21 protein-coding genes are annotated in these 18,605 nt (G+C 51.3%); 7 read left to right on the forward strand and 14 right to left on the reverse strand.

Annotation, left to right across the window (positions count from 1 at the left end):
• Positions 1-17: 17 nt before the first annotated feature.
• The 10 genes from IE117_RS08390 to IE117_RS08435 form a co-directional block, all read right to left on the reverse strand.
• Positions 18-491 (reverse strand): Dps family protein, encoded by a 474-nt coding sequence (locus IE117_RS08390; protein ID WP_189563838.1) that lies wholly within the window; start codon positions 489-491, stop codon positions 18-20.
• Between the two features lie 26 nt (positions 492-517).
• Positions 518-1,138, reverse strand: coding sequence for an alpha/beta hydrolase (locus tag IE117_RS08395; protein ID WP_189563839.1), 621 nt, complete (start codon positions 1,136-1,138; stop codon positions 518-520).
• 41 nt (positions 1,139-1,179) lie between these two features.
• Positions 1,180-1,479, reverse strand: coding sequence for a GNAT family N-acetyltransferase (locus IE117_RS08400; RefSeq protein WP_189563840.1), 300 nt, complete (start codon positions 1,477-1,479; stop codon positions 1,180-1,182).
• Between the two features lie 11 nt (positions 1,480-1,490).
• Positions 1,491-2,432 (reverse strand): ring-cleaving dioxygenase, encoded by a 942-nt coding sequence (locus IE117_RS08405; RefSeq protein ID WP_189563841.1) that lies wholly within the window; start codon positions 2,430-2,432, stop codon positions 1,491-1,493.
• 84 nt (positions 2,433-2,516) lie between these two features.
• Complete coding sequence (locus tag IE117_RS08410) at positions 2,517-3,338, reverse strand: alpha/beta fold hydrolase (protein ID WP_189563842.1); 822 nt, start codon at positions 3,336-3,338, stop codon at positions 2,517-2,519.
• 523 nt (positions 3,339-3,861) lie between these two features.
• On the reverse strand, positions 3,862-4,203 hold the full coding sequence (locus tag IE117_RS08415) for a cupin domain-containing protein (protein WP_189563843.1): 342 nt from the start codon (positions 4,201-4,203) through the stop codon (positions 3,862-3,864).
• A gap of 78 nt (positions 4,204-4,281) precedes the next feature.
• Complete coding sequence (locus tag IE117_RS08420; protein ID WP_189563844.1) at positions 4,282-4,800, reverse strand: META domain-containing protein; 519 nt, start codon at positions 4,798-4,800, stop codon at positions 4,282-4,284.
• Positions 4,797-5,765 carry a polyprenyl-phosphate transporter gene (locus tag IE117_RS08425; RefSeq protein WP_229580524.1) on the reverse strand — a complete coding sequence of 323 codons (969 nt, stop codon included), beginning with the start codon at positions 5,763-5,765 and terminating at the stop codon, positions 4,797-4,799. Before IE117_RS08425 ends, IE117_RS08420 begins: the two co-directional genes overlap by 4 nt.
• A gap of 55 nt (positions 5,766-5,820) precedes the next feature.
• Entirely contained in the window at positions 5,821-6,009 is a 189-nt protein-coding gene (locus IE117_RS08430; protein ID WP_189563845.1) for a hypothetical protein, read from the reverse strand.
• 35 nt (positions 6,010-6,044) lie between these two features.
• Positions 6,045-7,022, reverse strand: a complete 978-nt coding sequence (locus tag IE117_RS08435) for a hypothetical protein (RefSeq protein ID WP_189563846.1) — start codon at positions 7,020-7,022, stop codon at positions 6,045-6,047.
• A gap of 108 nt (positions 7,023-7,130) precedes the next feature.
• On the opposite strand from IE117_RS08435, the gene IE117_RS08440 reads away from it, so the two are divergent.
• From IE117_RS08440 to IE117_RS08455, 4 genes are all read left to right on the forward strand, one after another.
• Positions 7,131-7,814 carry an MCP four helix bundle domain-containing protein gene (locus IE117_RS08440; protein WP_189563847.1) on the forward strand — a complete coding sequence of 228 codons (684 nt, stop codon included), beginning with the start codon at positions 7,131-7,133 and terminating at the stop codon, positions 7,812-7,814.
• Between the two features lie 28 nt (positions 7,815-7,842).
• On the forward strand, positions 7,843-8,253 hold the full coding sequence (locus IE117_RS08445) for a GreA/GreB family elongation factor (protein WP_189563848.1): 411 nt from the start codon (positions 7,843-7,845) through the stop codon (positions 8,251-8,253).
• 471 nt (positions 8,254-8,724) lie between these two features.
• Positions 8,725-9,972 (forward strand): Na+/H+ antiporter NhaA, encoded by a 1,248-nt coding sequence (nhaA, locus tag IE117_RS08450; RefSeq protein WP_189563849.1) that lies wholly within the window; start codon positions 8,725-8,727, stop codon positions 9,970-9,972.
• Between the two features lie 710 nt (positions 9,973-10,682).
• On the forward strand, positions 10,683-11,603 hold the full coding sequence (locus IE117_RS08455; protein WP_189563850.1) for a cation diffusion facilitator family transporter: 921 nt from the start codon (positions 10,683-10,685) through the stop codon (positions 11,601-11,603).
• Between the two features lie 60 nt (positions 11,604-11,663).
• Here the strand turns inward: IE117_RS08455 and IE117_RS26395 are convergent, their stop codons facing one another.
• Positions 11,664-11,789 (reverse strand): hypothetical protein, encoded by a 126-nt coding sequence (locus IE117_RS26395; RefSeq protein ID WP_262893091.1) that lies wholly within the window; start codon positions 11,787-11,789, stop codon positions 11,664-11,666.
• Positions 11,790-11,880: 91 nt separating this feature from the next.
• Between IE117_RS26395 and IE117_RS08460 the strand changes: the two genes are divergently transcribed.
• Entirely contained in the window at positions 11,881-13,512 is a 1,632-nt protein-coding gene (locus IE117_RS08460) for a DUF5060 domain-containing protein (protein ID WP_189563851.1), read from the forward strand.
• Between the two features lie 12 nt (positions 13,513-13,524).
• Here IE117_RS08460 and IE117_RS08465 read toward each other — a convergent pair whose 3' ends face one another.
• The 3 genes from IE117_RS08465 to IE117_RS08475 all read right to left on the reverse strand — a co-directional run bounded on the left by IE117_RS08465 (position 13,525) and on the right by IE117_RS08475 (position 16,953).
• Positions 13,525-14,586 (reverse strand): alpha-L-fucosidase, encoded by a 1,062-nt coding sequence (locus IE117_RS08465; RefSeq protein ID WP_189563852.1) that lies wholly within the window; start codon positions 14,584-14,586, stop codon positions 13,525-13,527.
• A 74-nt stretch (positions 14,587-14,660) separates the two neighbouring features.
• Entirely contained in the window at positions 14,661-15,773 is a 1,113-nt protein-coding gene (locus tag IE117_RS08470) for an NHL repeat-containing protein (protein WP_189563853.1), read from the reverse strand.
• Between the two features lie 349 nt (positions 15,774-16,122).
• Positions 16,123-16,953, reverse strand: coding sequence for an AraC family transcriptional regulator (locus IE117_RS08475; protein ID WP_189563854.1), 831 nt, complete (start codon positions 16,951-16,953; stop codon positions 16,123-16,125).
• A 147-nt stretch (positions 16,954-17,100) separates the two neighbouring features.
• Here IE117_RS08475 and IE117_RS08480 point away from each other — a divergent pair, with 147 nt between their 5' ends.
• Both IE117_RS08480 and IE117_RS08485 read left to right on the forward strand, forming a co-directional pair.
• Positions 17,101-18,276: a cytochrome P450 gene (locus IE117_RS08480; protein WP_189563855.1), complete on the forward strand. Its 1,176-nt coding sequence runs from the start codon at positions 17,101-17,103 to the stop codon at positions 18,274-18,276.
• A gap of 17 nt (positions 18,277-18,293) precedes the next feature.
• Positions 18,294-18,602, forward strand: coding sequence for a 2Fe-2S iron-sulfur cluster-binding protein (locus IE117_RS08485; RefSeq protein ID WP_189563856.1), 309 nt, complete (start codon positions 18,294-18,296; stop codon positions 18,600-18,602).
• Positions 18,603-18,605 lie beyond the last annotated feature (3 nt).

Consider the following 18,605-nt stretch of genomic DNA (forward strand, 5'->3'; position numbering starts at 1 on the left):
GATAATCAACAGAAAGTTTACTTCAAATGCGCGCGCAGCATCCAGGCGGTTTTTTCGTGGGTTTGCATCAGGCCCGTCACGTAATCGCTTGTGCCAGCATCGTGGTGGGCTTCCTGAAATTCACCAATGGTACCCCGGATAAACTCAATAATACTTTCATGGTCGCTGAGTAGTTTGGCGATCAGACTCCTGCTGTCGTTTCCGCTGCCGTCCTGCTCAGTCAGGTGGGTGAGTTGCAGGAAATTTTTCAGGGTAGCGGGGGCATAGTGATCCAATTGCCGGATGCGTTCGGCGACACCGTCGACGATCTCGGCCGATTGCTTATACAGCTCTTCAAAATAGAGGTGAACGGAATGAAAATCCATGCCTTCCAGATTCCAGTGGGCGTTGAGCGTTTTGGTATATAGCACAAATTCATCGGCCAGTAGCTTGGCCAGTTCATGCGCCACAATTTCGCGGTTTTCGGCGGATATGCCCAGGGTAGTTTTCATGAGGATAGAGAGAAAAGTTAGTTGTACTAAGTTTTGAAAATGAGGGTGTTGGCTATGTCAATTTCATCCTGACTGATGGTATGCCCCCGGTTTGGATATATTTTTTCCGTAACGGATGCCCCCATGCTTTTCAGCAAAGTTGTCGAAGCCTGTACCCGTTCGACGGGCACGTGGAGATCGGGATTTCCGGTACCAATGAAAACAGGCGTACCAGCAAAATACCCATGGTACTTTTTCGTGTCGAGTTGATCGCCGATTAAGCCACCCGTAAAAGCCACAATACCTCCGTAGCGATCCGCGTTTTGGGCCGCAAACTCCAGCGTCAGGCAGGCTCCCTGCGAGAAACCCAGCAGATAAATACTTTTTCGGCTGAGACCTTGCGCTTCCAGTTTTTGCAGCAGGTCGCCAAGCATCGTCAGGGCAGAGGATAAGGCCGGTTCGTTCTGGGCCTGTGGTGCCAGAAACGAGTATGGGTACCAACTGTGGCCAGTGGCTTGTGGCGCCAGGAGGGCAAAGTCATCCACATCGAGCTGCTGCGCCAGCGACAGAATGTCCTGAGCACTGCCACCCCGCCCATGAAGCATCAGTAATACTTTTGTTGCCGTTGTGAGCGGTTGCCCTCCCGACACAATACGATCTGGATGCATGGTTGAAAATGAGTTCGAGAGTTGAAAAAGAAGAGAGCTTTTTAATTAGCTGATTCTGTCCATACATCGGCATACTGCTCAGGATGGTGGCGAAACTGGGCATGAACGTACGCGCACAGGGGTATCACTTGAAGATGTTGTGCGCGGGCGTAATCGACTACAGCTTTCAGTAACTGTTTCGCGTACCCCTTGCCCTCTTCCTCCGGTACTACCTCCGTGTGGTAGACGGTCAGTTTACCGTCATCGACACGGACAACCATTTCACCCAGTTCTGTCTTATCCTCGTACAGTTTGAACGCTCCTTTGCCATTCTGGTCCAGCTTTGTTTCAACGTTCGTCATATTCCATGCAGTTATATGGTTTTCAGTACCGGGAGCGCCTTTTCTATGCGGCTTCGCGAGGCTTCATACTGTTTAGGCAGTTTGAGATGGCTCCCAAGTTCGGCCAGCGGCTCATCCACCGTAAATCCTGGGTTGTCGGTTGCAATCTCAAAGAGTACGCCCCCGGGTTCACGAAAATACACTGAAAAGAAATAGTCGCGGTCGATCTTAGGAGTAATCTGTAATCCGCCGGAAAGAATCTTTTCCCGAAACTCCATCTGAACGCTCTCGTTGGTTACCCGGAAAGCAACGTGGTGATTTGTGCCACCGGCATTGCGTCCCGCCTGCCCGTCCGGTACTTCCAGCAGGTCGACAATCGCGGCTTCGGCCACGCTATCCGTCTGAAACCGGTAGCGATTCCCTTCCTGCCCCAGCAGCCGGTAGCCAAAAATGTCGGTGAGTACTTTCGCCGTGGCGTCTATTTTCTGTAATGTCAGGGTGACGCTGTGAAACCCCCGGGTAGCCATGTCCTGCTTCACCTCTCCGGTTTCCCAGGCGGGACGGCCGTCGGGTTGCCTGGGTACCATCAGGGCAAATTCCAGACCGTCAGGATCCTTGAAGGGTAGGTAGTTTTCTCCGAATCGGGCCGCCTGTTCGCCCATTGTTACACCTGCCTCCCGGAATCGCTCCACCCAGCTGCCCAGACTATCCGCCGGAACCGAATACCCGATCTCGGTAGCCATACCGGTACCGTTGTGTCCCTGGCCAATGCCTTCCCAGGGAAAAAAGGTCAGGATTGTACCGGGGGTACCTTCTTCGTTCCCATAATAAAAATGGTAGGTGGTTGGATCATCGAAATTGACCGTCTTTTTGACCATGCGCAGCCCCAGCACCCGGGTATAGAAATCAACGTTACGCTGCGCGTTGTTGGCAATGGCCGTGATGTGGTGGAGGCCTAAAATTGATTGGTTCATAGGGAATATGATTTCGGGCGTATACGTACCGCAAGCGCAGGTATGCACACAACCCCTCTGCCTTTGGAACGAGAGGTGTTGTGATTACGATTGGACAAAAGTCAGTAGGTCAGCATTGATCGTAGCAGCCTCGGTGGTAGGCATGCCATGCGGAAAGCCGGGGTACGTGATCAGTTTCCCGTTTTTGAGAAGCTTGATCGCCTTATGGGCTGTAATCCCGATGGGAACGATCTGGTCGTCTTCTCCGTGCATGATCAGAACCGGCACGTCAATACTTTTCAGGTCTTCCGTTAAATCTGTTTCCGAAAAGGCCTTGATACCGTGATAGTGGGCATTAATTCCCCCCATCATGCCCTGCCGCCACCAGTTATCCTGAACGCCCTGCAAAGCGGTAGCCCCTGGACGGTTGAAGCCATAGAAAGCCGTGGTGAATTCGTTGAAATACTGCGGACGCCGGGTAGCGGTTCCTTCCCGAATCTCATCAAATACCGACATGGGCACACCGTCGGGGTTTGACTCGTTAGCGACCATGAGTGGGGTGATGGCACTGATCAGGACTGCCTTGGCCACCCGCCCGTTGCCATATTTGGCTACATAGCGAGCCACTTCCCCCCCTCCGGTAGAATGACCAATGTGAATCGCATCGTTCAGATCCAGGAACTCGGCCAGTTGAGCGGCGTCTGAAGCGTAGGTGTCGATATCGTGACCATCCGTCGTTTGGGTAGAGCGACCGTGACCCCGGCGATCGTGGGCCACTACCCGGTAACCCTGCAACAGGAAAAACATCATCTGGGCATCCCAGTCGTCGCTGGACAACGGCCATCCGTGATGAAACACGATGGGTTGTCCTGTTCCCCAGTCCTTATAGTAAAGCTGGGTACCGTCTTTAATGGTTAGCGTCGGCATAATGTAGAGGTTTATTGGTTTGTAATTTCGAAGGGCTCAATGCCCTTCGACTGTCATTACAAAGTTGGCGAGAGCAGGGCTGCCGACCGCGGTATGAATCGAAGGAGATGCGGTATGAATTATGGGTCTTTATGGAATTGCTCCATGAGCCTTCCTTTCAGGCTCTGAACTGCGGCCGTCTACAAGTCAGTAGCCAACTTTGGAGATCAGCAGACGAAGCGGAATTTAAAGGAATTCTTTTCTTACCATCTTCGTAGCGTGCCGCCTGGAGTACCCACCTGACCTCGAACAGAGTGCTAGGCCAGTCCGCGTTTTACAGCCGTGAGGGGAATGCAAATGCCTACGGAGGCTACTATACGCAGGAACAGGCCCGCGAATTGATGGATTTCGCCGCCTGACGAAGTATTGCTATCATTCCTGAAATCGAGGCACCGGGCTATTACGAAGAGGTGTTTGCTATATGTCCCCATTTTACCATTTTGGAGGAAGTGCTGGACATTTTCCCTTCGAAATGCATCTACATTTATTGATTGGCCACTTGCATTACCCGCTCACTCCGGTCGGGTTTCGATAGCGTCAGCCGGACGATGCTATCGGTTAAGGCCGTTAAGTCGTGAGGTACGTCCCCTCCAAGAGAAATCAGGTCTCCTTTCACGGCGCGGTGAATTGTACCGCGCGTGCCAAAATCAATCTCTCCTGCCACGATCTCGATGACAATTGGGAAGGGCGTAAAGTGCTCTTTCATCATCTGTCCCCCTTTGAACACGATTCTGATTTCGCGGGTAAAGTCTGTTTCCAACAGCGGCTGGACCAGTGGCTTATTGTCCTGGTAAGTCAGGTCCTTGTACAGGGAAGCGGTTTTCATCTTGATGGAGCGTTGTTTTTAGGTATAGGGTGCAAATCTTAATTTTTCTACCCAATCCTTTGATGACGCCGATCATACTCAAAAGTGATGCCCTACTTTTCCAGCCAGCGTCGAATCAGCCGACCGTGCCGCTTTGAACTTGGCCAGTGGTGCTCTTTCGCCAAATAGCAGGGTCAATGTGTCTCCTTTTATCGTGTAATTATCCACCAGCCCAAAGACGTTGAGCAAATTTTTCTTTCGGGCATACATTTCGGGGCAATCATTTCTGGTTATGGTTATTCGTGAGAGGCGAATCTCTTTACCCCATTTCAATCTGTAGCTACCGCTGAATGAGTCGCAGCCGACGATCCCTGTGAACCGGTTTTGATCAGCTTTAAGTGTGAAGTGAATTTCGTTCACCTGATTGGTAGGTGCACCAATCACATCTCCCTCCATTTCAATCAGCCGCCAGGACTTCCCGATGATGAGGCCGTCCGATGATTCGTCTGTTTCCATCGTAAGCGCTGAGATGTGATCGATCGATTTGTTCTTCAAATTCTCTCCACAACTAGCTATTGTTATAAGGGCCAGAAGTACGGCAACGAGGTAGGGTTTCATCGGTGAGTAGTTTTGAAGTTTGTTGATGACGATTCTGTTCTCGTGAAGTGATCTGTCAGATACACCGCCAAAAATCCAATCGTGGCAAGGACTATGCCATAGCCCATATAGGATTCATGGCCTGTGAGTGACTCATAAATGCCCGGCAGGATATTTTGTTGCACCAGTGGCTTTACTTCCCCATGACGATCGGTAAATGTTTCGAGGGTATGCTTCCAAGGCCAAACTTTATTGAGTGAACCCAGCATGAAACCTGTCAGCAGGGCGATCGTGGCGTTATGGTAGTTTTTGAGCGCCCAGTTAAGAACGCGTGAAAAGGATAAGATCCCCACCACACAGCCCGCGGCAAACACGGCGATCACATCCAGCCGCAATTCCTTAACGGCGTTGAGGACGAACTCGTACTTGGCCAGCAGCACCAATAGGAAACTGCCCGAAATACCCGGCAGGATCATCGCGCAGATGGCGATGGCTCCCGACAAAAATAGAAAAAAGTAGGATTCCGGTGTCTGCGCGGGCGTAGCCACCGTCACGTAGTAAGCAATGGCCGTTCCCAGCAAACCAAACAGCACGACGCCCACGCTCCACCGACCGATTTTTCGTCCTACCACCCAGGCCGAGGCCACGATGAGACCGAAGAAAAAGGACCAGAGTAGTTCGGAGTGGTTGGCCAGGAGGTACAGGATTATGCGCGAAAGCGCCAACACCGAAAAGCCAATCCCGGAGAGCAGCACGAGGAGGAAGGCTCCATTGACGTGCCGCCAAAACTCGGCCAGCCGAAACTCCAGCAACAATTGGAGCGCCCCCGTGTCCACTGACCGGATTGAAGCCAGTAATTCTTCATAAATACCTGTAATGAAAGCAATAGTGCCGCCCGATACGCCCGGCACCACGTCGGCCGCACCCATGCCCGCCCCTTTGGTAAATAGCAGTAGGTATTCTTTTGTGGTTCTTTTTGAATGCATTGCTGATTGATATTCAATAGAAATAAATAATACTATTTAGTTGGGGCCCTGCTCTTCACCCTACCGCTGTGCCATGCTCAAGATTATTCAGCAAGAGGAATCCGCAAACGGTCAAATCGCCACGTGGCTCGTCGGGGAAAACATTGGAGGCGGCCTTGGCTTCCGCTTTTTGGAGGTTGCCGTCGATTTTTGACAGGGCGTCTGAGACGCCGCTCAGGTCCGTTGACAGATCAGGTGAATTCATGTCTTTTTGTTTTGAAAAAGATAAAAGCTATAGGTTCAGGCAAACGCGTGCGCGGCCAACTGATGGAAAACGCGCTCGTCAAGCCTAAAGCGATCATTTAGGGTCAGGCTACTGCGAGCAGTGAAAAGCGCGTAGTTGACCGCGTTGTAGAGCAGCCAGTACGAAAGTTCTGACCCCAGCATCCGCTCTTCGAACCGCAACCGCTCTTTAGCCTGCTTGGCCATTTGCACCGGAATGGGCAGTTCCTTCAATAAGGCATCATCCGTTCCCATGGCGACCGGTTTCTGGAAGTGACCGTACACTTCAGAAGTGAGTGTCTGCTCGGTGATCAAGTGCTCGGCGACCAGGTCACGCAAGTGTTCCTTGAAAAGCTCAATGGTTAGCGTACTGTGGTGAATGTTGCGAATCTCTGAGCGTGTCTGCCGGATCCGTTCCGGGGCATTGGCACTCCTGGGCGGCTGTTTCCTTTTGCGTCCCCCGGCCAAAGGCTCAAGCCAGGATTCGTATTCGGCTAGATCAGTGAACGGATCGGCCCAACCCATCAGCCCATTCTGGCAAATGTTGCGGTAAAGGCTGCTGCCCAATCGCGTGGCGGGATCCAACAGAGCCGTCAGCGACTGGCCCTGAATGCTGAACGGGGTCTTGCCATTATAGCTGTTAGTCAGCGTCAGGCTACGGTGCAGGGCTTCCGTACCGATCTGCACGGTGGCAGGCAGCACAATGCTTACTGTGAACTCACCGGTGGTGGTGTGCTTGATCACTAGTTGATAGTCGGGCACCAATTCGTCGATGATCTCCCGGATGGTGGCGTTGGGGACGACAGTATAATCCGCGCTTTGGATGCCAAAAAGTGTTTTGCGTCCCCCGAGATGCTGCCCGATCACCAGTTGCTGGCGGTCGGTGGCTATTATATCGTAGCCGGGCAGCAGGTCATTCAGCCAGAGTGATTCAACAGGGTAACAGATGTCTTCCCATGAATCGGTTACGCGGGGTTCGGTGCTGATATAAGTCATTAAGTTTGCGTATGTAATTTTACAGTTGTAAATTTACAGCTATAAAAAATAAATTCAAAATTTAGGAATTATGTTTTTTCAAATCGCCTATTCAGACACGGCTCAATTATGACTATCTCACAGTTGCTCACCCAAAAAGCGAAAGTAGCGGCCCTGCTATTTCTGGTAATGGTCCTCGTGATCCTTTACTCGCTGCGCCTGGAAAAAAAAGCACGCAACATGGACGCCGCTGTCACGTCGGTTTACAATGATCGCCTGCAGCCCGCGCTGATCATTGTTTATCTCAGCGAGAATCTCCACGATAAGCACCGGCTCCTCGACAACCACCTGAGCGATCACTCGAGACTCACTACCGCTGAGTTAAAAACCAGATTTTCGGAACATGACGTGAGGAATAACCAACTGGTAGCCGATTTTGAACAAACCGTGCTTACCCGGAATGAGGCGGCGGTGTTGAAGAAATTCAAATCCGATTTGGCCGACAATGCCCGTTTGGAGCAAGTGGTAATGAAGCAGGCAGCCGACGAAAACAGGGAAATAGCCACTGCGTTGTATAATAAGGACGGAGTAGCCCTCTTCCGCCAAAGCATCGAAAACCTGCACACGCTTGCCCGAATCCAATCTGAAACCGGCCAGGAGATCGTGCAGGTCTCCCACCGCGAAGCTGCCGGGGTGTCGGTCATCACCACGCTGATGATCGCCGTGGCCGTTATTATGGGCATTCTTATTCAGAGCCTCGTGTACAAGACCAGGTTTCTGGAAAGAAACCCGTCAAAATTTCCTCTTAATTAATCATTCCATCTTTCAAATTAGCCAAGTCATGAATACTCTCATCATTAGCCGCCTGGATTACCAGCGGCTCCAGCAATGGATTGGTCGGGCAAAAACCGATTTCAATTTTTCCAATAACCAGACCAATGAAATCCTTCGGACTGTGAATGAGGCCACGTTGCTTGACCCGGCCGACATGCCGGCGGACGTGGTCACGATGAATTCCCGCGTCAGGCTGACTTATCCCGAAAGCAACCACACGCTGGAAGTCCAGCTCGTCTATCCGGAACTCGCCAACATCGAAAAAAAGCGCATTTCGATTTTCGCGCCGCTGGCGGTTGCCATTCTCGGCTGCCGGCAGGGAACGCTCACTAAGATGAATACACCAAATGGCACGGTCACGATCAAGATCGAGGAGGTGATTTATCAACCCGAAGCCGCCGGGCACATGGCGCTTTGAGAAACACAGTCTTTTGCCGAAAAAACAAGCTTAACCCTGTACGCTATTCCCGCATTGGTATGAAAATTAGTCAATCTTTCATCATCGCGGTTTTCGCGTTGCTTTTAAGTACCTTCGAGTCCTTCGGTTAAGAAGGGCAGAGGGAAATAGTCGATCCAGGTGTGTCGACGCATACCTACTAAATATCCGCATAAGGCACAACAGGTCGGAGATTCGCGAAAAATCCAATGTCGCAGCCGTTTTCCTTCTCGCATTGGCATCGTGCCGCGTTCCATCATCGCGTCATCGTGCCCAGGGAAAGCCATCAGCAAAGCACGCCCAAGTACCAGGGACGTCCGGGGGGGCTGTTTTCAGAAACTCCAACTCCACGGCGATGCGGCTGAATCCATTGACGAACCCTGGCAACTACAAGGCGCAGCACCAGATAACCAAATGTCATGCCCAAAAGGGCGCAAGCTTTAAAAAACATAGATGAAGACCAAAAGAAGAATAGTCAGAATAAAAAATGCAGTCAAGCCAGTCGTAGAGCCGGTCACCAACCCCATCCGCGACCTGGCCGAGAGCGGGCGATTGTCTGGCGTTTTGCTGCTGGTGGCTACGGCCATAGCGTTGAGCTGGGCCAACTCGTCACATGGGGAGGAGTTCCTGGCTTTTTGGCAACAAAAGGTCGGTTTTCCGCCGCTCGACAAAAGCATTAGTCACTGGGTCAACGACGGTCTGATGGCCGTCTTTTTCTTTTTTGTAGGGCTGGAAATCAAGCGCGAAATCCTGGTGGGAGAGTTATCGGACTGGCGGCAGGCCGTGTTGCCCGTTGTGGCCGCGCTGGGCGGGGCTATCGTTCCGGCGACAATCTACCTGACTTTTAACGCAGATTCTACTGCCGCCAACGGCTGGGCAATTCCCACCGCAACGGACATTGCCTTTTCTTTGGGGATGCTGTCGCTGTTGGGCAAGCGGGTGCCTTTTGCTTTGAAAGTCCTGCTGACTGCCATTGCGGTGATCGACGATCTGATCGCGGTGCTGGTCATCGCGCTTTTCTATACCAATGAGATTCACGCCGACATGGTGCTCGGCGCGGCGGCTACTTTGACTGTACTCTTTGCGCTCAATTACTTCAAAGTGCTTCGCTTCATGTTTTACCTCATCCCCGGTTTGTTGCTTTGGTTTTTCATACTCAAGTCAGGCGTACACGCCACCATTGCCGGGGTACTTTTGGCGGTGACCATTCCACTCAGCCAACTGGGCAGGATCGAACACGCGCTGTACAAACCCGTCAACTACCTTATTATGCCTATATTTGCGCTGGCCAACACGGGTATCGTCCTAACCGGGAACATCTACGCTTTGCTGACGTTGCCGCTGAGTCTGGGTATCGTAGCAGGGTTGTTTTTGGGTAAGCCGTTGGGTATCGTTCTATTTTCCTGGGGCGTCGTTAAGTCAGGCGGGGCCAAACTGCCCCTTGGACTGAAATGGCGACACATCATCGGCCTGGGCTTCACAGCGGGTATCGGCTTTACGATGTCAATATTCATTGCTGGCCTGTCCTTCACAGATGCCGCGCAACAGAGTGGCGCCAAGTTGGCCATTATGGTTGGGACGGTACTTTCCGGGGTTGTGGGATTGTTGTGGCTGGTAAAGGTGGAGAAGAGGTTGACCTCGCAGATGAAATCAAAGCAGCGCTTTCAGGTTTCCGGTGAAAAGCTAAAAAAAGTACCCTGAGGTTTAAGGGAATGAGTTATTAACGGCCAGGTGCCTGACTTGATGCGTACCTGCCGGTCGGAAACCTTGCGCAGGGGCGGGCCGTCGGCAACGTTCATCCGCTGCCTTCCCGGACTTTCGTGCTGGAATGGCTATGCGCTAGGCTCGGTAGGTAGTAAAAGTACCCCGTGCCATTTTATCCATTAGGAGCAACTACCTGATTAACCCGCGCCACCCGATTTTTTCTGACTGTCGGGTGATAATTTCGGAGCTTTTGGCAATTGTTGAGCGGTTGTCCAATGCTGATCGGCGATAGGAGAGTCCTTCAGTCGGATACCGGGATTTGAAATAATGGGAATGGTAACGATGGCAGGAAGCGAGCCTAAGGGGCTGCGGCTTCCCTGCGGATCTCAAAACTGTGGTCCCGAACTTGGCAGAGAACCTGGCTCTGCCAGGTTGAGGGCATCGGGAATAGTGAGCCCGGCAATTGAGAACAGGAATGAAGATTGAAAAGCCAACGCCCACCGTAAAAGGTGGTCGGAAGAAGGCGTCCATTCGAGCTCCGAGGGTAGTTACGCCCCACTCGCCTTAACGATTGGCCTCAAAAGTGAACAATTAAGGCCTGAAGATTCATTACGGCTGCCTGATCAACCAAGAAAGGTCCATCAATTTGCCTGTTTTAAAGCTTGGCATACCTATTTTAAAGAGGAGGAAAAACGTTTACCAATTACATGAGCCAACCATCTGATTCCAAAACTGCCATTTATGCCGCCATCGCAGCCAATGCGGGCATCGCCATTTCAAAGTTCGTAGCGGCCAGCTTCACCGGCAGCTCAGCTATGATTTCCGAAGGCATCCACTCTATCGTCGATACCGGCAACGGACTGCTGCTTTTGTACGGCATCCGGCAAAGCAAACAAGCCCCCGATGCCCAACATCCTTTCGGTCATGGAAAAGAGCTGTACTTCTGGTCGCTGATCGTTGCCATCCTGATTTTCTCCATCGGGGGCGGCATGTCTTTTTACGAAGGCATCAGCCATATCAGGCATCCCCAGCCTCTTTCGGATCCTACCTGGAACTACGTCGTGCTGGGGCTCGCCGGTGTGTTCGAAAGTGTGGCTTTATTTCTGGCACTCAAACAGTTTAATCAAACCCGGACCGAACCCAACTTTTTTAAAGCTATCCGGGCCAGCAAGGACCCCTCTAATTTTGCCGTCATATTCGAAGACACCGCCGCACTTCTGGGTTTGGTGGTTGCGGCGTTGGGGGTGTACCTGGGACACAAGCTTAACAATCCCTACCTCGACGGGGCTGCTTCGCTGGTGATTGGGTTGATCCTGTCGGCTATCGCCATTTTCCTGGCCTACGAAAGTAAGGGACTGCTTATTGGGGAAGGGGCCGACCCGCGGGTGGTCGAGAGCTTGAGCGAAATAATACGGGCCGAGCCCACGGTGCTAAGCGCCCGACCGCCGCTAACGATGCATTTTGGCCCGAATGAGGTGTTCCTGGCCCTTGATGTGAATTTTCAACCCGAACTGACCGCACTGGAAGTGGAGTTGGCGGTAGTGCAGCTTGAAAAGAACATCAGGACCGCCCACCCTGATGTCAAACGCATATTTATTGAAGCCAGGGCGCTGTCAGCTGACCGTTAAGGAATGGGAATGTACTTGACATCATCATGTTCCGGTACCGCGCTTTTTCGCAATAAAATCTCAGGCTTTCCATATGGAGGGAAGGGCTAAGTAGCCCGTAAGGTCGAGGTCGTTAGTACCTGCCGACGCGAACTCCATTAGGGGCAAATAGGCGATTATTGCCCAATTCTGGTACTTTCTTGGCATTGGGAATGAGAACGCACGGGGGGGATTCTTTGTAGAATATTTTGGTGAAATATTACTCGCAAACCGGATCCATCCAACTCTTGCAACCCTCATGCGTACAATCCTGAAAACATGCTTCCTCGCAACCCTCCTGGTGTGTACTTCTCATGCTTCTTTTTCCCAAATAAGGCGCTGGGAAACCCTGGCCAAAAGTCCCGTTATTTTGACTACCCAATGGGAGGTCAATGATATCGTCTTCAAAGCCAAAGGTGTGAAGGGAAATCCATTCGACCACGAGGCGGAGGCTACTGTTTCGATGAATGGGGAAACAAAAAAGTTGCCGCTGTTTTACAATGGCAATGACGAATGGGTTCTGCGTTTTTCTGCTTCTAAAATTGGCGAATACTCCTATGTGATTGAGAGCGCTATTCCGGCGTTGTCGGGCAAAAGAGGCACCATAAAGGCTTCGGCTAACCAAAAGCCGAATCGCCACGGCGCAGTGACACTGGAAGCCGAAGACCCACAGCACTTTTATTACGAAGATGGAACGCACTACTTCAATCTGGCATTCGAGTGCGACTGGCTGTTTGCCCTGGATTACGGGAAGGGCGACCTGCCCAAAACCAAAAAGCTACTGGATCTGCTGGAAAAAAATGGGTTGAATCAGGTTGTGATGAACGTCTATTCGCACGACGTAGAATGGAAAAAGGATAGCCGGCTGGCCGATCATCCAGAGCACGAGTATGGCGGACGACAGGATATTTTCCCGTTTATGGGCTCTAATGAAAAGCCGGACCACAGCACTTTGAATCCGGCCTTTTTCCAGCACCTGGACAAAGTGCTGGCCGAAATGCACGATCGCGAGATCGTGAGCCATTTAATGATTTATGTCTGGAATAAGCGGGTGGCCTGGCCGGACATGAATACGCCGGAGGACAATCGGTATTTCGACTACGTTGTGAAGCGTTACCAGGCATTTCCCAACATCATTTGGGACGTTTCGAAAGAAGCCCTTTACTATGGTCGTGCCACGGAAGAGTACATTTCTGAGCGTGTCAGCCGCATTCGCGATCTGGACTCATACGACCGCCTGGTGTCGGTTCATGACTTTGGGTTCTGCAGCCGCAATCCTGATAAAGTGGATTTTTTGTCCACCCAGGATTGGACGCACACGCTGTACCAAAAGATGCTCGATGCCAATAACAAATTCAAGAACAAGCCCGTCTTCAACATCGAACATGGCGGTTACGAGGAATCGCCCTACCATGTTTTTCCGGGTGCCTACACCAATGCCGAGGTGTGTTTGCGGCGAAATTACATGTGCCTGTTTGCGGGTGTTTACACGACCTACTACTGGCAGGGAACGTCCTGGAACGCCGTCATTCACGATCCGTTCGATCAACCGGCGGGTGTGTACAAGCCTCACTTTGACTATTTTGCGCATATGAGCGAATTCTTTCGCCGCCATTCTTTCGAGCAGTTCAAGCCGCACCCCTGGCAGAATACCAACGGTTATAACCTCACCAATAAGAAGGATGGCACCGTGCTGATGTACATGCCCAAGGAAAACTACGCCGTGACCCTGCACTTTCTGGACAAGGAAAACCAGAAAACCGCCACCATGCAGTGGTTCAATACGCTCACGGGGGAGTACACGGAAGTAAGGGATTTTGTGAAAGGAGAAGCGGAACGGTCGCCCTGGTCGGGGAAGGCGGACGCGATCTTGATTGTGAAGAAAAAGTAAGGGCTTTGACTTTTAATCCAAGCCCAGCTTGTCGATGTTTTTCTTCAAACGCATTAAGGCATCGACGTACATTGTCGGAAGTACCCCGTCTTTATTCGGTGGAACGTTAAGCAGGAAGTTCGCGCCGCGCGATCGGTTGATAAGGTACATGCCCAATAGCTCCTCGTCGGATTTAGGCAGATCGCCCTCCACGAAGAACCATTCGTTACCGATCGGCAGGTTCATTTCGCCGGGCAGGTAGTAGTACTTTCCATCTACATTCTTCCAGGCTTCGTATTGGCTTTTTTTGGACATGAAACTACCATCGGGTAGTTGCCGCTCCATTTCGAGCAAATCCGTCGGCCAGGTCGAAGCAATTTTGAGAGAAGTACCATCGCCGTGGCCGTTGTTGAATGTCACCACCGCTTTGGGCTGCCATTTTACAATTTGGTCGTAGAGTTCTTCGCGATAATCACGGGGTAGAAACAACGGGATGTCGATCCAGACTTCGCCGATTTCGCCGTAATTGGTGCAGAGTTCTTCCAGCTGATTCCATTGAAACTCACGGTACTTTTCGGTAGTATATGCCGTGCCGAATCCTGTGTGTTTGGGCGGCGTTTTGCTGCCGAACAAGTGCTTGTTGTCCCACGAGCAATAGTACAGCCCCGGCATGAGCCCGTACTTGCGGCATTGGGTGACGAATTCTTTGACAATATCCACTTTCACCGAACTGTTCGCCACGTCATATTCGGTGTATTTACTGGGCCACAGGCAAAAGCCGCTTACATGCTTGGTGGTCAGCACGGCGTACTTCATGCCCGCTTCCGCCGCTGTTTTGATCCACTGCTCCACATCCAGCTTTGTGGGGTTGAAAGCCGTGGCGGGTAGGTCGCCGGGAGACATCTCGATGCCATCGTAGGTACTCATCCCGAAGTGAATGAACATCCCGTATCCCAGCGACTCCCATTGCTGTATTTGTGCTTTGGTGAGCCGCTGCGATCCGTCTTCCATTTTCTGGGGCGGCGTATTGCTTTGGGCAAATGATTGAGTGCTTAAAAGGGGAGCGAGCAGGAAGAAAGCTAGTAATCTCAGCATAGTATTGAAAGGTAAAAAAGGATATTAGTTTACTGAAAATCAGGATTCAAGGTTTGGGATTAACTATCTGTTGTTTAAACTCTTGTAAGCTTCACAGGTGGTGTATAGTTGGCCTTCCACTGGCAGACATACAGGTTTTCATCCTCGTCCACACACACATCATGACCGTGGTGAAAGGTAGGGTTGGCCGCTTGCAGGGTCGGTCGTAAAATACCATTTTCATACATGGGAGCCATGCCGCCGGGGCTACTCACGACTCTATTGTTTTTGTCCAGAATTGTGACAAAGCCCGAGTCGCCCCAATCGGTTTTACCGTCAGCATCTTTGCTCCAGCATACGCCTGCGTAGAGGTTGTCGCCCTTGATTACGGCGCGGCAAATGTGCATACCGGGCAGATCGACGCGCTCGAGGTACTTTCCGTCCATCGTGAATATCTTGAAGCAGTTCTCGGCCCGAGACGTACAGATTAGCCTGGGGTTGGCCTTGTCGCGCAAGTCCACCGCCACGCCGTGGGCGTTGGAGAGGTTATGTTCATTATCGGCATTGTTGTGGCCGCCAAAATGCCTGATGTACTGCCCTTTGCTGTTATACTGAATGATGTAGTCGCTACCGTAGCCATCGGCCACGTAGATATCGCCATTGGGTGCCACGGCAGTTTCGGTAGGCATGAAAGGCTCGTCTGCTTTATAGATCCCGATGGTCAACGGGTGGCCGATGGCAAAGTGGAATCGGCCATCCACCGAAGTCTTCACGATTTGGCCCTGCTGCTTGTTGAATTTTCCCGTTTTATCCTGGTACCATCCGCAGTCGGCGATGAGCAGAAAATCCTCTCCGCTATCATCCTGCGCCAGCGTAAGGCCATGACCGCCGGGATAGGCGTGGCCCCAATTGTCGAGTAGTTTGCCGGATTTGTCGAAGATCAGAATGTTGTTGCGCGTGTTGTCGCCGACCATAATCAACCGGCCCTGGCTGTCCTGCACCATCTCGTGGCAGTTAAGCAGCGGGTTGCTGTCGGGACTGATTTTGCCCCAGGCTTTATCTACTTTGTAACGAAAGCCATTGTGGCCGATGGTCTCGTCGTCGGGCCGAAGGTGCTGGTGTGAAATGGCAAACGATTTAATGGGTGCGGCTGCCAAAACAGCGCCAAGCAGAGAGGTTTCTTTTATAAATTGTCGGCGGCCCGTCATCGTGGTCTTTCAAGGTTTATTTAACTGATATAAAGTGATTTTAGCGGTAATATCACCAAATTGCCCGATTCTCTTTCTCCAATGCCAAGTTAATACCAGAATTTGCCAACCAAGATTAAGTTGGCGACCCGCAAAAGGGCCGAAATCTTTTGAATGAGGTAGGGGAGGAGGTCAACGTCTTCTTTTTTCTTTGAAGACTACATAGTTTCACTGAAGATGGTAGTTCCTGGGAGTCAATAGTTCTCCATCCGGAGAAATTCAGGCTTGACAATACTTCCGAGAACAGTTCAATTGTAGCTTGACCTCGTCCTTTGGAGTATACCTTGTATCGGCAGCAAACACGTGATAATTATGCACGGTATTGATGTCGAAAAGCCCTAGGCGACAATCCTTTCCATTTTTTAAAAGTCCGGCTGAAATAAGGAAGGTTTTCGAAACCAGACATAAAGGCAATATCATTGACCGGCTTTTCGGTTCGCAGCAGTAGCTGGGCAGCGGCTTCGAGCCGGTAGTTCAAGACTACGTCAAAAAGGGTTTTGCCGGTTATCTTTTTGAAATAGCGGCAAAACGAAGTAGGTGTAAGGCCCGCCAGACCGGACACCTTTTCCAGTTCGATCGGTTCTCTGAAATGCTCGATGAGGTAGCTGAAAATCACCTTAAAGCGCTGCTGATCTGCGTACAAGTCACCCGTTTCGATAATGATGTGGCGTGGCGTTTCGGCTAGTTGCAGCAGCAGATCCAAAAAACAGATGATTCTTTTGGGGCCAGCGACTTCGACCAATCGCTCGAATAGCGGTCCGATAGTATGATTGTCAAAGCTTATTCCCCCGGTGGAATAGTCGAGTAACCTGGCAACGGGCTGAAATTCGGGCCACTGAAGCAATGAGTCGTTTAAGAGGCGTGTGTCAAATTGGACGACACATGCTTCCACATTACTCCCGTCTTCCTCGGGTTGGTTGACCCAGCAATGGGGTAGGTTAGATCCCAGCAAAACCAGATCTCCGGCGCCGAAAGCCCCGGCATTCATCCCCACATAGCGTAAACCTTCCCCTTTCCGAATCCAGGTCAGTTCGTATTCGGGATGGAAATGGAATGGAGCGTCAAAGGAAGGCAGGGATACTTTTTTGCACAAAACCGATTCTCCTCTTTTTGACAGGACTTCTTCAAAAACAGCTTTCATTTAGCACAAATCTCTAACGATTCTTGAATTATTGGACAATATAGGTCAACAATCTGAAAATGTAGGACAACCGTTCGAAAGCATAATGTCGGAAGTTTGCACCGATGGGAAAGTGGGATAGCCATTACAATTAAACGCGCAAAAGTGATGAACAACAACAGGAGAGCCAGTCAATTCGATGACCCTTTTGAAGAAGTCCGGGAAAAGGCTGGGTTTGGCGAAGTGGCCGATCAGGACGACCCGGTGATGATGTTGCTCCGGCTCAAAGACGTGCGTAAGACGGCACACAACTGGAAGACCTTCCGTTCGGGCGCCACGCCCGGCCGGATTGTGGTACCCTCGGAAGTCAATATTCGTGAAACCCGTCAGGTACCCTTCGAAGTAGATCCACCGGAACATACCGACTACCGCGCTCTGCTGGAACCCTGGTTCAGGCGGCCCAATGAACAGGCCTACCAGGAAAAGTTGACAGCGTTGGTTTCGGAATTGCTGGACGAAGTACTTCACCGGGATAAGGTCGAAGTAGTGGGTGAGTTCGCATTAAAGCTGCAATCAAGAGCGCTGACCCTGCTACTCAATGTGCCTATGGAGAAATCAGAAACCTGGATTTCGTGGGGAACCCACGTCTTTAGAAGCGAAGGCGAAGCGCTCGATGCCGGAAAAGCCGCGATATTGTATGACTACATCGACAATCAGATAGAAAATGCCTCCCGTAATCCGGGGGATGACCTCTATTCCGTACTTCTGTTTGCTGACTATCAGGGCCGGAAATTGACCAGGGAAGAAGTGAAGGGAGTCATGGTACTTACATTCGCGGGGGGAAGGGATACCGTCATCAATGCCGTTACGAATTCAATCGCTTATCTGGCAGAGCACCCCGAACATCTTGAACGCCTGCGCAACGAGCCGGAGATGGTGGGGAAGGCCGTGGAAGAGCTTGTCAGGTACTTTGCTCCATTGACCCACATGGGCAGGGTGGTCTCGGAAGATACGGAAGTCTGCAGTCATGCCGTGAAAGCCGATACGCGGGTTTCCCTGTGCTGGGCCTCGGCCAACCGAGATGCCGGAACATTTGAAAAGCCAAATGAGGTAGTGCTCGACCGGAAAATTAATCCTCACGTCAGTTTTGGATTCAGTCACCACAATTGCCTGGGCGCAACCCACGCCCGACAAATCCTGAGACACCTTCTTGTCGGATTGTCACAAAAGGTGAGTTCCATGAAAATCAGAAATTACGAGGAAAACATCGAGGAATGGGGTGAATTCAGGCGCAAAGTTGGTTTTCACAAAATAGAGGTAGCATTCGAAGCATTTACCAAATAGTAATAATAAAAGTACTTATGGCAAGGATTACTTACATTACGAATACTGATGAATCGATCACCCTGGAAGCCTTTTCCGGGTCTTTGATGGAGCTGGCTGTCCAGAACGGCGTGCCGGGAATCGACGGCGACTGCGGCGGAGTCTGCTCCTGCGCCACCTGCCATGTACACGTAGCCCCGGAGTACATGGCTATTGTGGGCGAGCCGGAAGAGATCGAAATGGATATGCTTGAACTGAACGACGATGTGGATGAGTACAGCCGGCTGGGTTGCCAGGTGCAGATTTCCGAAGCATTGGACGGAATCACGCTAACGGTTGCTAGGTAAAAC

The organism is Persicitalea jodogahamensis (assembly GCF_014651615.1).
GTDB lineage: Bacteria > Bacteroidota > Bacteroidia > Cytophagales > Spirosomataceae > Persicitalea > Persicitalea jodogahamensis.

Excerpts from the sequence above, each read along its gene's own strand:
- IE117_RS08410 (WP_189563842.1), bottom strand. The coding sequence starts at position 3,338 with ATGCCGACGCTAACCATTAAAGACGGTACCCAGCTTTACTATAAGGAC.
- IE117_RS08440 (WP_189563847.1), top strand. The coding sequence starts at position 7,131 with ATGACTATCTCACAGTTGCTCACCCAAAAAGCGAAAGTAGCGGCCCTG.
- IE117_RS08465 (WP_189563852.1), bottom strand. The coding sequence starts at position 14,586 with ATGCTGAGATTACTAGCTTTCTTCCTGCTCGCTCCCCTTTTAAGCACT.
- IE117_RS26395 (WP_262893091.1), bottom strand. The coding sequence starts at position 11,789 with ATGCCAAGAAAGTACCAGAATTGGGCAATAATCGCCTATTTGCCCCTA.
- IE117_RS08400 (WP_189563840.1), bottom strand. The coding sequence starts at position 1,479 with ATGACGAACGTTGAAACAAAGCTGGACCAGAATGGCAAAGGAGCGTTC.
- IE117_RS08460 (WP_189563851.1), top strand. The coding sequence starts at position 11,881 with ATGCGTACAATCCTGAAAACATGCTTCCTCGCAACCCTCCTGGTGTGT.
- IE117_RS08415 (WP_189563843.1), bottom strand. The coding sequence starts at position 4,203 with ATGAAAACCGCTTCCCTGTACAAGGACCTGACTTACCAGGACAATAAG.
- IE117_RS08475 (WP_189563854.1), bottom strand. The coding sequence starts at position 16,953 with ATGAAAGCTGTTTTTGAAGAAGTCCTGTCAAAAAGAGGAGAATCGGTT.
- IE117_RS08425 (WP_229580524.1), bottom strand. The coding sequence starts at position 5,765 with ATGCATTCAAAAAGAACCACAAAAGAATACCTACTGCTATTTACCAAA.
- IE117_RS08405 (WP_189563841.1), bottom strand. The coding sequence starts at position 2,432 with ATGAACCAATCAATTTTAGGCCTCCACCACATCACGGCCATTGCCAAC.
- IE117_RS08480 (WP_189563855.1), top strand. The coding sequence starts at position 17,101 with ATGAACAACAACAGGAGAGCCAGTCAATTCGATGACCCTTTTGAAGAA.
- IE117_RS08435 (WP_189563846.1), bottom strand. The coding sequence starts at position 7,022 with ATGACTTATATCAGCACCGAACCCCGCGTAACCGATTCATGGGAAGAC.
- IE117_RS08470 (WP_189563853.1), bottom strand. The coding sequence starts at position 15,773 with ATGACGGGCCGCCGACAATTTATAAAAGAAACCTCTCTGCTTGGCGCT.
- IE117_RS08390 (WP_189563838.1), bottom strand. The coding sequence starts at position 491 with ATGAAAACTACCCTGGGCATATCCGCCGAAAACCGCGAAATTGTGGCG.
- IE117_RS08395 (WP_189563839.1), bottom strand. The coding sequence starts at position 1,138 with ATGCATCCAGATCGTATTGTGTCGGGAGGGCAACCGCTCACAACGGCA.
- IE117_RS08445 (WP_189563848.1), top strand. The coding sequence starts at position 7,843 with ATGAATACTCTCATCATTAGCCGCCTGGATTACCAGCGGCTCCAGCAA.
- IE117_RS08430 (WP_189563845.1), bottom strand. The coding sequence starts at position 6,009 with ATGAATTCACCTGATCTGTCAACGGACCTGAGCGGCGTCTCAGACGCC.
- IE117_RS08485 (WP_189563856.1), top strand. The coding sequence starts at position 18,294 with ATGGCAAGGATTACTTACATTACGAATACTGATGAATCGATCACCCTG.
- nhaA (WP_189563849.1), top strand. The coding sequence starts at position 8,725 with ATGAAGACCAAAAGAAGAATAGTCAGAATAAAAAATGCAGTCAAGCCA.
- IE117_RS08455 (WP_189563850.1), top strand. The coding sequence starts at position 10,683 with ATGAGCCAACCATCTGATTCCAAAACTGCCATTTATGCCGCCATCGCA.
- IE117_RS08420 (WP_189563844.1), bottom strand. The coding sequence starts at position 4,800 with ATGAAACCCTACCTCGTTGCCGTACTTCTGGCCCTTATAACAATAGCT.